Annotated in this window: 14 protein-coding genes; 11 read left to right on the top strand and 3 right to left on the bottom strand. The window is 43.6% G+C overall.

Annotation, left to right across the window (positions count from 1 at the left end; genetic code table 11):
- Nucleotides 1-14: 14 nt before the first annotated feature.
- The 10 genes from Q7657_RS10600 to mgtE all read left to right on the top strand — a co-directional run bounded on the left by Q7657_RS10600 (nt 15) and on the right by mgtE (nt 7,966).
- A complete protein-coding gene (locus Q7657_RS10600) occupies nt 15-986 on the top strand; it encodes a KpsF/GutQ family sugar-phosphate isomerase (protein WP_107166907.1) in 972 nt (323 codons plus the stop codon).
- A gap of 63 nt (nt 987-1,049) precedes the next feature.
- On the top strand, nt 1,050-1,613 hold the full coding sequence (lptC, locus tag Q7657_RS10595) for an LPS export ABC transporter periplasmic protein LptC (RefSeq protein WP_053988038.1): 564 nt from the start codon (nt 1,050-1,052) through the stop codon (nt 1,611-1,613).
- Complete coding sequence (gene lptA, locus Q7657_RS10590) at nt 1,594-2,100, top strand: lipopolysaccharide transport periplasmic protein LptA (RefSeq protein ID WP_053988037.1); 507 nt, start codon at nt 1,594-1,596, stop codon at nt 2,098-2,100. The genes lptC and lptA overlap by 20 nt, the downstream gene beginning before the upstream one ends.
- Nucleotides 2,101-2,109: 9 nt before the next feature.
- Nucleotides 2,110-2,835: an LPS export ABC transporter ATP-binding protein gene (gene lptB / locus Q7657_RS10585; RefSeq protein WP_053988036.1), complete on the top strand. Its 726-nt coding sequence runs from the start codon at nt 2,110-2,112 to the stop codon at nt 2,833-2,835.
- A gap of 72 nt (nt 2,836-2,907) precedes the next feature.
- The gene (locus Q7657_RS10580) at nt 2,908-4,377 is read left to right on the top strand and encodes an RNA polymerase factor sigma-54 (protein ID WP_107166908.1); all 1,470 of its coding nucleotides are present in this window, start codon (nt 2,908-2,910) and stop codon (nt 4,375-4,377) included.
- Between the two features lie 35 nt (nt 4,378-4,412).
- Nucleotides 4,413-4,700 (top strand): ribosome hibernation promoting factor, encoded by a 288-nt coding sequence (gene hpf / locus Q7657_RS10575; RefSeq protein WP_053988034.1) that lies wholly within the window; start codon nt 4,413-4,415, stop codon nt 4,698-4,700.
- Between the two features lie 2 nt (nt 4,701-4,702).
- A complete protein-coding gene (ptsN, locus tag Q7657_RS10570) occupies nt 4,703-5,152 on the top strand; it encodes a PTS IIA-like nitrogen regulatory protein PtsN (RefSeq protein WP_053988033.1) in 450 nt (149 codons plus the stop codon).
- A gap of 39 nt (nt 5,153-5,191) precedes the next feature.
- Nucleotides 5,192-6,043 carry an RNase adapter RapZ gene (gene rapZ / locus Q7657_RS10565; protein ID WP_023933672.1) on the top strand — a complete coding sequence of 284 codons (852 nt, stop codon included), beginning with the start codon at nt 5,192-5,194 and terminating at the stop codon, nt 6,041-6,043.
- Nucleotides 6,040-6,312 (top strand): HPr family phosphocarrier protein, encoded by a 273-nt coding sequence (locus Q7657_RS10560; protein WP_107166909.1) that lies wholly within the window; start codon nt 6,040-6,042, stop codon nt 6,310-6,312. Before rapZ ends, Q7657_RS10560 begins: the two co-directional genes overlap by 4 nt.
- A 292-nt stretch (nt 6,313-6,604) precedes the next feature.
- Nucleotides 6,605-7,966: a magnesium transporter gene (mgtE, locus tag Q7657_RS10555; RefSeq protein ID WP_053988031.1), complete on the top strand. Its 1,362-nt coding sequence runs from the start codon at nt 6,605-6,607 to the stop codon at nt 7,964-7,966.
- 90 nt (nt 7,967-8,056) lie between these two features.
- Here mgtE and pmbA read toward each other — a convergent pair whose 3' ends face one another.
- Nucleotides 8,057-9,400 carry a metalloprotease PmbA gene (pmbA, locus tag Q7657_RS10550; RefSeq protein ID WP_053988030.1) on the bottom strand — a complete coding sequence of 448 codons (1,344 nt, stop codon included), beginning with the start codon at nt 9,398-9,400 and terminating at the stop codon, nt 8,057-8,059.
- Between the two features lie 113 nt (nt 9,401-9,513).
- On the opposite strand from pmbA, the gene yjgA reads away from it, so the two are divergent.
- Nucleotides 9,514-10,038, top strand: a complete 525-nt coding sequence (yjgA, locus tag Q7657_RS10545; protein ID WP_107166910.1) for a ribosome biogenesis factor YjgA — start codon at nt 9,514-9,516, stop codon at nt 10,036-10,038.
- Nucleotides 10,039-10,123: 85 nt separating this feature from the next.
- Here the strand turns inward: yjgA and tldD are convergent, their stop codons facing one another.
- Both tldD and Q7657_RS10535 read right to left on the bottom strand, forming a co-directional pair.
- Nucleotides 10,124-11,569, bottom strand: coding sequence for a metalloprotease TldD (gene tldD, locus Q7657_RS10540; RefSeq protein ID WP_053988028.1), 1,446 nt, complete (start codon nt 11,567-11,569; stop codon nt 10,124-10,126).
- Nucleotides 11,570-11,588: 19 nt separating this feature from the next.
- A complete protein-coding gene (locus tag Q7657_RS10535) occupies nt 11,589-12,407 on the bottom strand; it encodes a carbon-nitrogen hydrolase family protein (protein ID WP_107166911.1) in 819 nt (272 codons plus the stop codon).
- Between the last annotated feature and the right edge of the window lie 8 nt (nt 12,408-12,415).

The following is a 12,415-nucleotide window of genomic DNA, read 5'->3' as shown; positions in this document are numbered from 1 at the left end:
TGGAGAATTTTCAGATGTCTCGCTCCTTTGACTTTTGTCGTCATGGTAAACAAGTGTTGGATATAGAAATCCAAGCACTACAAAACATCAGCCATTACATTGACGACAGTTTTCATCAAGCCTGTCAGCTCGTCTTAGACTGCCAAGGTAAAGTCATTGTGATGGGAATGGGAAAATCTGGTCATATCGGGCGTAAATTAGCAGCAACGCTAGCCAGTACTGGTACGCCTGCCTTTTTTGTTCATCCAGGAGAAGCCAGCCACGGCGATCTGGGGATGATCAAACAAGAAGACATCGTTATCGCGATCTCCAACTCCGGTGAAGCCTCTGAAATAATTGCTCTTTTACCTGTTATTAAACGCCTAGGTATTCCTATGATCAGCATGACAGGTAAACCAAACTCCAGCATGGCGAAAATGGCGATTGTGAATTTACAAATCACCGTTGAAAAAGAAGCCTGTCCACTGAACTTAGCACCGACATCGAGCACCACTGCAACACTTGTGATGGGTGATGCCTTAGCCATTTCTGTAATGGAAGCCCGTGGCTTTACTGCTGATGATTTTGCTCTCTCTCATCCAGGTGGTGCATTAGGACGTAAATTATTAATGCGCATTGCTGATGTCATGCATAGTGGTGAAATGCTGCCTATTATTGAAGAAACTGCCAGCATCAAAGATGCTTTACTTGAGATCTCACGAAAAGGCTTAGGTATGACTGCTATAGTCAATGCTCAGCAAGAGCTAAGTGGCATCTTCACCGATGGTGATTTACGTCGCCTACTTGATAAACATATTGATATTCATACCACGAGTATTGGTGATGTCATGTCACGTAACCCACAAACGATCTCCCCTCAGTTACTGGCAGCAGAAGGCCTAAAAATCATGGAGGATCGTAAAATTAATGGGTTATTGGTGACCGAAAATAATCAACTTGTTGGGGCGCTCAACATGCATGATTTATTAAAAGCAGGCGTGATGTAGTAGCATACGCAGGCAAATTGCGTAACGCATAAGAATAATGAAATATGATAAAGGCTTAAGTCTATGACTTTAAAAAGGCTACTCTATGTACTTCTCGCAGTATTTTGTGCATGGTTAGGCTATTACCAACTAGAACAGCATTGGCAAAAAGAAAATCAGGTGAAGCCTGATGATGAAAAGCCAGTCTTTATTGGTAATGATATTAGCAATACAACATTTGATCTTTCAGGTATCCGCAGTTACCAGATCGACTCTGATCATCTTGAATACTTTGAGAAAAGTGGTCAAACCGATTTTGTTAAACCTGTACTGTGGGTATTTAAGGACGGCAGTAATGCGGAATGGCGTATTAGCGCAAATACCGCCATGTTAGACAACAAAAACATTCTGAACCTTCATGGCAATGTACGTATGTTTAACTTATTGCCAGATTCAGATATTCAAGTGATCAAAACCGATAACTTGCAATTGAATATTGAAACGCAAGATTTTAATACTCAAGACCACGTCACCATTACCGGCCCCGCTTTCCAAAACCAAGGCGACGGTATGACAGGTAATATGAAGCGTAAAGTAGCTAAACTCTTAAAGAATGTGAAAAGTAGATATGAACCGAATCAAAATTAGTGCTCTACTATGCTTATTATGTGTCAGCGCACCGTCTTGGGCATTAAAAAGTGATACTAAACAACCTATTAATATTGACTCTGATAGCCAAGAAATCGATGTACAAAACAACATCGCTACCTTTACTGGCAATGTAAAACTGCGCCAAGGCACCATTGATATTCGTGCTAACAAAGTTGTGGTAACACGACCTAACAGTCAATCTAAAGATCAAACCATTGTCGCTTATGGTAACCCTGCCACCTTCCATCAAATCATGGATGACGGTAAACCTATCGACGGTGAAGCGCTAAAAATGCGTTATGAAACCAAAACCGAATTCTTGAAGATGACAGACAAAGCGGTTTTAAACCAAGACGGCAGTGAGATTAAAGGTAACGTCATCACTTATAAAATTGATGAACAGCGTTTAGTCGCGAAAAGTGGCGATAATGAGCGTGTTACTACGGTCATCCAACCAAATCAATTGAACAATAACAAGAAATAAACAGTATCTATGGCTATTCTAAAAGCTGAACACCTCGCAAAGAGCTACAACGGACGTAAAGTTGTTTCTGATGTTAGCCTTGAGGTTGAATCTGGAAAAATTGTGGGCCTACTCGGTCCAAACGGTGCTGGTAAAACGACATCGTTTTATATGATTGTGGGTCTTGTTGCTCGCGATGAAGGAAGCATCACTATTGATGGTGAAGATATTAGCCTTCAACCTATGCATAATCGTTCACGCATGGGTATTGGTTATCTTCCTCAGGAAGCATCCATCTTCCGCCGTTTAAGTGTTTACGATAACTTAATGGCGGTACTACAGACCCGTAAAGAGTTAACTAAAGAACAGCGCCAAGACAAAGCTGAAGATTTGTTAGATGAATTTAATATTCAGCATATTCGTAACAGCTTAGGTCAGGCACTTTCTGGTGGTGAACGACGCCGTGTCGAAATTGCACGAGCACTTGCCGCTAACCCAAAATTTATTTTACTTGATGAGCCTTTTGCTGGTGTTGACCCAATCTCCGTGATCGACATCAAAAAGATCATTGAACATTTACGTGATCGTGGGCTTGGTGTCTTAATAACAGACCATAATGTAAGGGAAACACTTGATGTCTGTGAACATGCGTATATCGTAAGTCAAGGGCATCTTATTGCGAATGGTACACCTGAGCACGTTCTTAACGATGAACATGTTAAACGTGTTTACCTAGGTGATCAGTTCCGTCTATAACCCACAGATAGGTCTGCGATTGAAGAAAAAGCCACAGTATAAAAATAATAACGACAAGGTATATCTACGTTAATGAAAACTTCGCTCCAGCTTAAGCTAGGCCAACAACTGGCCATGACGCCGCAGCTACAGCAAGCCATTCGACTGCTGCAGCTTTCCACTTTGGATCTCCAACAGGAAATCCAAGAAGCACTCGATGGTAACCCATTGTTAGAGCTGGAAGAGAATGAAGATCTTTCTACAACGGACGATAAAACTGCGGCTGATTCAGCAAAAGATGACGTATCAGACAATATTGATGACATTGAAAGTTTTGATACTGCCGATGTCATTGAAACCCATGAAATGCCAGAAGATCTTCCTGTCGATACGACATGGGATGATGTCTACAGCGCAGGCACTGGTAACACAGGCATTGCCCTTGATGATGATGTGCCTGTTTATCAAGGCGAAACCACGGAATCACTTCAAGATTACCTAATGTGGCAAGTTCACTTGACCCCATTTAGTGAAACCGATCTCGCCATCGCCACAGCCATCATTGATGCAGTTGACGAGAAAGGTTACCTTTCTTGTTCTACTGAAGACATTTTGGATAGTTTTGAAGATGAAGAAATCGAACTTGATGAAGTAGAAGCCGTATTGAAACGCGTTCAACAGTTCGATCCTCTCGGTGTGGCTTCACGTAACTTACAAGAGTGTTTATTACTCCAATTAGCAACCTACCCATCAGATACTCAGTGGCTCGCAGAAGCAAAAATGCTGTTAACCGAGCATATTGATCTACTGGGTAATCGTGATTACCGCCAGTTAATGCGTGATACCAAATTAAAAGAGTCCGATCTCAAAGCGATAATGGCACTGATCCACTCGCTTGATCCTCGCCCAGGTAATCGCGTGATCAGTACAGATACAGAGTACGTGGTGCCTGATGTATCTGTATTTAAAGACCACGGCAAATGGGTCGTCACTATCAATCCAGATAGCGTGCCACGCATCAAGGTTAACGAACAATACGCTGCGCTGAGCAAAAATACGCGCAATAGTGCTGATAGCCAATTCATTCGTACTCACCTTCAAGATGCGAAATGGCTGATCAAAAGCTTAGAAAGCCGAAATGAAACATTACTTAAAGTGGCTCGCTGCATTGTCGAACATCAGCAAGACTTCTTTGAGTATGGCGAAGAAGCGATGAAACCTATGGTGTTAAATGACATCGCGCTTGCCGTAGAAATGCATGAATCCACCATATCTCGAGTAACTACGCAGAAATACATGCATACACCTCGAGGTATTTTTGAATTGAAATACTTCTTCTCAAGTCATGTCAGTACGGATAACGGTGGCGAATGTTCGTCGACTGCGATCCGCGCACTGGTGAAGAAACTTGTTGCTGCTGAAAACCAAGCGAAGCCATTAAGTGATAGCAAAATTGCCACACTGCTAGCTGAGCAAGGGATCATGGTTGCAAGGCGTACTATCGCTAAGTACCGTGAATCTCTAGGTATTCCGCCATCGAATCAGCGAAAACGTCTGATCTAAACTACTCGTTCAGATCCAACAAAAGGAAGATGTCTATGCAAATCAATATTACAGGGCACCATGTTGATGTAACCGATTCTCTACGTGAGTATGTCTTAGCCAAGTTTGAAAAACTTGAACGCTTCTTCGATAAAATCAATAATGTGCAAGTCATTCTTAATGTTGAAAAACTTCAGCAAATTGCAGAAGCTACCCTGCATATTAACGCAGGGGAAATCCACGCAAAGGCGGATTCTGAAAATATGTATGCCGCGATTGATGAATTGACTGATAAACTCGTTCGCCAATTAAACAAACACAAAGATAAGCTCAACAGCCACTAACTATGCAACTTAGTCATGTATTGAGCCTGGACTGCACAAAAAGTGCAGTCCCTTGCTCCAGCAAAAAGCGCGCACTAGAACTTATTAGTGAGATCGCTGCTGCTCATCTAGATCAAAATCCACAACCTTTATTTGAATGTATGCTCAACCGTGAAAAGATGGGCACTACAGGCATTGGTAATGGTATTGCTATCCCACATGGACGTATCAGTAACAGCGAACAAGCTGTTGCCGTATTAGTTCAGTGCCAAGAGCCGATTGATTTTGATGCGATAGATAACCAACCCGTTGATCTGCTGTTCGCTCTTTTTGTTCCAGAAGATCAATGTAAAGAACACCTTAAAACCCTTGCAAGCATGGCTGAGAAACTCGGCAATAAGCAAGTGTGTAAACAGCTTCGTAATGCCAAAAACGATCAAGAGCTGTATCAGATCCTAACCGATGAATCATAATCTCCTGCTTCATATCCCTAATTCCGAGGTAAATAAACCATGATGTTGATGGTTGTCAGTGGCCGCTCTGGTTCTGGAAAATCTGTCGCCCTACGTGTACTAGAAGATCTCGGCTATTACTGTGTCGATAATCTTCCTGTTAATCTGCTACCGCAGTTTATTCGCGATATCGCCCATACCGAGCAAGACATTGCTGTTAGCATTGATGTTCGCAACATGCCGCAACAACCAGGTGAAGTAGAACGTATTCTAAAATCTCTGGAAAAAGACATTGATGTGAATGTTATTTTTCTTGATGCCGACGATAAAGAATTGGTGAAACGCTACAGCGAAACACGTCGCTTACATCCTTTGTCTCGCCAGAATATGACGCTAGAGCAAGCAATCACCACAGAGCACCAACTGCTAGGCGATCTCAAAGAGCATGCAGATCTGGTGATCGACACCACTAACAAATCTATTCATGATTTAAGCGAAACAGTACGATCTCGTGTGTTAGGTAGAGAAGCCAAAGAACTGATTCTGGTGTTTGAATCATTCGGCTTTAAACATGGTTTACCCTCAGATGCCGACTACGTATTTGATGTGCGTTTCTTGCCAAACCCTCACTGGGTACCGGAATTAAAACCGCAAACCGGGCTAGACCAAGGTGTTAAAGATTTTCTATCCAGCCATAGTGAAGTCAACCAGCTAAATTACCAAATCCGCAATTTCATCGAAACTTGGCTACCAATGCTGGAGAAAAACAACCGCAGTTATGTCACTGTTGCCATTGGCTGTACTGGCGGTCAACATCGCTCTGTTTATATTGCGCAATCTCTTGCAGATTACTTTGAGCATCAAGGGCAACAAGTCCAAGTTCGCCACCGCACATTAGAAGAGAAACGATGACAGTCCAACGCGAATTATTCATTAAAAACCGCTTAGGCTTACACGCACGCGCTGCCATTAAACTGGTTGAGCTAGCACAAAGCTTTAGTGCCGTGATCACCGTCAGTAACGACGATGTATCAGCCACTGCCGACAGTGTAATGGGGCTTTTAATGCTTGATTCTGCACAAGGCCAAAAAATTATGGTTAGCGCAGAAGGTGATGATGAAACCGCTGCACTAGAAGCCATTTCTGCATTAATCGAAGCTGGATTTGATGAAGAGAGTTAATGCTCTCTTTATCATATGACGATAAAATAGCTTACCGTATCTCTACTCTATGTTTCTTATACGTAAAAACTCTCGAACACATCTAAAATTCCGCTCCGATTACCGCTATTATTAATAACTCTGTAGGCAACAGGCGATAACTTTTCGTTTTAAGCGCCAAGCAATTGTATATACCGCATGTGTCTGAGGGATAAATTCACTGTTCAGACGTAAATCATATGAGACAAAAGCTAGGTTATTACGTTAAAATTCAGCTTATTGCGCCATCAAAATATAAGTGGGCCTAATACCTATGGCGGATGTATTAGAACAAGATCAAACCCATCAACGACTTCAAGAAGTTAATACAGCTTTAGAAAATGGCATGTTTGTCCATGTTCGCCGACTCCTACAAGATATGGAGCCGGAGGATATTGCTCATCTATTAGAAGCCTCACCTCCTAAAGAGCGTCAAGTGCTATGGCAACTGACGGATCCGGAAGAGCAAGGTGAGATCCTTGATGAACTGTCTGAAGATGTAAAAGATGGCATCGTCTCGCAAATGGAGCCAGAAAAACTGGCAGCTGTTACCGAGGGGATGGAAACCGATGACGTTGCTTACGTATTACGTAGCCTTCCTGATGATCGCTATCAAGAAGTACTGGCACAAATGGATGCCACCGATCGTCATCGTATCGAAAAAGCGTTAGCGTATCCTGAAGATACCGCTGGCGGTATGATGAGTACCGATTTCATTACCATTCGTGGTGATGTAACCGCAGATGTGGTTTTACGTTACCTACGTATGCGCGGTGAGCTTCCTGAAGCTACCGATGCACTCTATGTGGTTGATGAAAATGAAGCTCTGATCGGTCATTTATCACTGGCAAGCCTGATCACAACGCAACCTGATGTTGAGATCAAAGACGTGATGGAAGATGCCGATGAAGCGATCCCTGTTGATATGGCTGACAGTGAAATTGCCAACCTGTTTGAACGCCGTAATTGGGTATCAGCGCCAGTTGTCGATGAAAATAATCACCTGTTAGGTCGTATTACCATCGATGACGTGGTTGATATTATCCGTGAAGAAGCTGAACACTCAATGATGAGTATGGCGGGTATGGATGATGACGAAGATACCTTTGCACCTGTTATTAAATCGGCAAAAAGTCGTAGTATTTGGTTAGGTGTTAACGTACTAACTGCCTTGGCTGCAGCCTCTGTTTCCAACATGTTTGAAAACACTTTACAGCAGATGGCGACCGTTGCCGTATTAATGACTATCGTACCTTCTATGGGTGGTGTTGCAGGTAACCAAACAGTAGCGCTGGTTATTCGTGGTTTAGCGGTCGGTCACATTGGTGATACCAACACCCGTTGGTTGCTGAGTAAAGAAGCCCGAGTCGGTTTAATTAATGGCTTTGTATGGGCTTTAATTATTGGTGCCGTGGTGGTGATATGGAAAGGCAGTTTAATGCTCGGTGCCATTATGGCAGGAGCAATGCTAGCTAACTTATTTGTCGCAGGGGTGGCTGGGGTATTGATCCCAATTGGCTTGAAGAAGCTCAAGATAGATCCAGCGCTTGCTGGCGGTATGGCATTAACTACCTGTACCGATATTGTCGGCTTAATGGTGTTCCTTGGCCTTGCCACTATCTTTATCACGCCATAACAGATGATGACATTCATCAGATAAACAAAAAGCCCGGATCAATGATTCGGGCTTTCTTCTTTTACCGCTTACTCTTTACTGCGACAAGTATTACTCACCAGCAATCTTCATTGAATCTAGCAACATAGAACCAGTTAAGATCTGGCTGCGTGTTTCCGTATCATTACCAATCGCCACAATGTTTTGCATCATATCTTTAAGGTTACCCGCAATAGTGATCTCTGATACTGGGAATTGGATCTGACCATTTTCAACCCAGAAACCTGCCGCACCACGAGAATAATCACCTGTGACAATGTTCACGCCCTGACCCATTAACTCGGTGACTAATAAACCACGATCCATCTTCTTCAGCATTTGCTCGAAGCTTTCACCGGTCGATTTCACCATCCAGTTATGAATACCACCAGCATGACCTGTTGGCTGCATATTCATTTTACGAGCAGCATAGCTAGTTAGAAGATAAGTCTGTAACACACCATCTGTAATGATTTCACGATCATAAGTCGCTAAACCTTCGCTATCAAACGGGGTACTTGCCATCCCACGCAAGATATGTGGGCGCTCGCTAATATCTAACCATTCTGGAAAGATTTGCTCGCCTAACTTATCAACTAAAAACGACGATTTACGGTATAGGTTAGCGCCGCTAATCCCCATCACAAGATGACCAAACAAACCCGTTGCTACATCAGCAGCAAACATCACAGGTGCTTCACGGGTTGTTAGTTTTTGTGCATCAACACGGCCTACAGTACGCTCTGCCGCATGACGACCCACACGCTCTGGCGTCCATAAATCCGATGCAATGCGAGAAGTGGTGTAGCTGTAGTCACGCTCCATCTCACCATTTTTGCCTTCCGCTATCACACAACAGCTAATGCTGTGACGGCTAGATGCGTAACTTGCCAACATGCCATGACTGTTACCGTAAACACGCACACCATAATGGCTATCGTAACTTGCACCATCACTTTGCTTAATACGAGGATCGTACGCTAGTGCGGCTTCTTCTGCGGCAATGGCAATCGATGCTGCGCGATCAGGCTCTGGCTCATCAGGATGGAAAAGATCCAGATCAGGAATATCACGCGCCATTAGCTCTTTCGGGCCAGGACCTGCAAACGGATCTTCTGACGTATAATTGGCAATATCTAGTGCCGCTGCCACCGTTTGAGCAATCGCCGCTTCACTGAGATCTGATGTTGATGCACTGCCCTTGCGATTTCCGCGATAAACAGTGATCCCCAATGCGCCATCACTATTAAATTCAACATTTTCAACATCACACATACGTGTAGAGACGCTGATCCCTGTTGTTTTGTTAATGGCTACTTCGGCGGCATCCGCTTGTTTACCGGCGACTTCTAGCGCTTTCGCGACAGCGGCTTCCAGTTCAACTCGCTGCTGGGCTACCTGTTCTCTTACGTCCATACAATCACTTAAGGTTAGGGTTTTGCTTATTGGTTATAGAATAATGTAATTTACGCCCAAAATCGTTATTAAACTGATAAAATAGAGCTATTGATAGTGTTAGTGAGCCCATTATGAGCCGTAAAAACAAAAAAGCCCCTTGGGATGAAGAAGAGGAAATCATCTGGGTTAGTAAATCCGAGATGAAACGCGACATGGATGCGCTACAAAAAATTGGTGAAGAGTTAGTGGAATTAAAGCCTAATGCTCTTGCTAAAATGCCTCTCGATGACGACATGATGGCTGCGGTAAAAGATGCGCAGCGCTTCAACAAAGAAGCACGTCGTCGTCAGCTTCAATACATCGGTAAGCAAATGCGCTTAATCGATATTGAGCCAATCCAAGCGGCATTAGACAAGCTACGTAACAAGCACTCTCAGCACACTGTTGCGCTGAAAAAGCTTGAACAAAAGCGTGATAAGCTAATTGAAAATGGCGACAGCATGATCAACGCCATTTTAGTTGATCACCCAGATGCTGATCGTCAGCACTTGCGCCAACTTGTTCGTACAGCGACCAAAGAAAAGGCACAGGAAAAACCAGGTAAAGCTTACCGCGAGATTTTCCAATACCTTAAATCTTTATACCTAGAAGACTAAGTCAGTCTTAAGCTAGATAATAAAGAAAACAAAAAAAGCCAGCAAATTTTTGCTGGCTTTTTCTTTATCACGATAACAACAGGCTTTATTCAGTACCGCCCACTGTCATTGAATCGATTTTCAGTGTCGGCTGACCCACACCAACAGGAACGCTTTGACCTGCTTTACCACACACACCAACACCACGATCGATATCTAAATCATTACCAACCATAGAGACTTGCTGCATGGCTTCAATACCACTACCAATTAAGGTTGCCCCTTTGATTGGGCGAGTGATCTTACCGTTTTCAATTAAGTAAGCTTCAGATGCAGAGAACACAAACTTACCAGAGGTAATATCAACCTGACCACCACCAAAGTTTGGCGCATAAATACCTTTCTTCACGCTTGAGATGATCTCTTCTGGCGTATGCTCACCCGGTAGCATGTAAGTATTTGTCATACGCGGCATAGGTAAGTGTGCGTAAGATTCACGGCGACCGTTACCTGTCGGTGCGACACCCATTAGACGAGCATTAAGCTTATCTTGCATGTAGCCTTTTAGCTTACCGCCTTCTACCAATACATTGTATTGCGCAGGTGTTCCTTCATCATCGATGTTTAATGAACCACGACGATCAACCAAGGTACCATCATCCACAATTGTACATAGCGATGACGTCACTTGCTCACCAAGCTGACCTGAGAACATGGATGAACCTTTACGGTTAAAGTCACCTTCTAAACCATGACCAACCGCTTCGTGCAATAGCACACCTGGCCATCCAGCGCCTAATACCACAGGCATAGTGCCCGCAGGTGCCGCTTCTGCTTCAAGGTTCACTAGAGCTTGGCGAATCGCTTCATCAGCAAAGTGCAGCGCTTGGCTCTTACCATCCGTTTCAACTAAAAACGCTTCGTAGCCATAACGACCACCGCCACCTGCACTACCACGCTCACGCTTGTCACCTTTTTCTACTAATACGCTGATTGATAAGCGAACCAATGGACGAATATCGGCAGCGTAAGTGCCATCAAGGGCGGCCACTAATACTTCTTCGTATACACCATTAATGCTAACAGACACTTCTGTTACCAATGGCTCTTTAGTACGAATGTAGCGATCGATCTCTTCCAACAATGCGATTTTTTGGAATTTATCTAAGCTACCCAGAGGGTTAACTGGCGCATAAATGCCTGATGTGGTTAATGGGCTAAAGGTTTGTACTTTGCCATTACCGCCTTGGCGCACAATACCACGTGCCGCTTTCGCACTTTGAGTTAAGGCTAATTGATTAATTTGATCTGAATAGGCAAAACCGGTTTTCTCACCAGCAACTGCGCGTACACCAACACCACGATCGATATTAAATGAACCATCTTTAATGATGCTGTCTTCCAGCACTAGAGACTCATGCCAGCAAGATTGGAAATAAATATCAGCATAATCCACATCTCTTGCGGCAATGATACCTAAGATGTTGTGCAGTTCATCACGGCCCAGACCTGATTGGTCTAGCATGGTATTTTCTACGGTGTTAAGGGTCATTAATTTGCTCTTAAATTATTTAGCGCGGTTGAACACAAAATTTAGCGTGTTCAGCAACTGGCATATTAGCGCGGATCTTTGCAGATAATTGTAAATCAATATTGGCAGTCAGAACACCTGTGCCTTGCTGCTGACAGGCAACAATTTGTCCCCAAGGATCAATTATCATCGAATGTCCCCAGGTTTCTCGCTTCTCATTGTGCTCTCCCCATTGCGCTGCCGCAATCACCCAACACTGAGTTTCAATCGCACGAGCACGCAGTAACACTTCCCAATGGGCTTTACCTGTGAGTTTAGTAAAGGCGGCTGGTATCACGATGATATCGGCACCTTGAGCACGTAATTCGCTATACAGCGCAGGGAAACGGACGTCATAGCAAATCGACATACCGATGTTACCGTAAGGCGTCGTAACAACTTTAATCTCATCACCTGCTTTGAATGTATCTGACTCACGGTAGCTATGGTGCTTATCTGCAACATCCACATCAAACATATGCAGTTTACTGTAATGCTCTTTTAACTGACCTTTATCATCATAAAGTAGGCTAGTTGAAGTGATTGTGCCGTCAGGCTGAAGAATGGGCATAGAGCCTAACAGTAGCCAAATTCCCAATTTACCCGCAAGCTCCGAGAGCGCAGTTTGCATCGGGCCATCATTTAAAGGCTCAGCCCATTGCTGGTAATCTTCTTTGCTACCAAATACCAGTGTATTTTCTGGCGTAACTACTAGTTTAGCGCCTTGTAGCTGAAGTCCTTTCACCTTCTTTTTTAACTTACTTAAGTTATGCTCAGGATCGGCTCCCGAATTCATTTGTACTAAACCAATCTTCGCCATGAAATGCT

Origin of the sequence: Candidatus Photobacterium acropomis (assembly GCF_030685555.1) — a bacterium.
Lineage (GTDB): Bacteria > Pseudomonadota > Gammaproteobacteria > Enterobacterales > Vibrionaceae > Photobacterium > Photobacterium lucens.
This window is presented reverse-complemented; position numbering and strand designations above follow the sequence as displayed.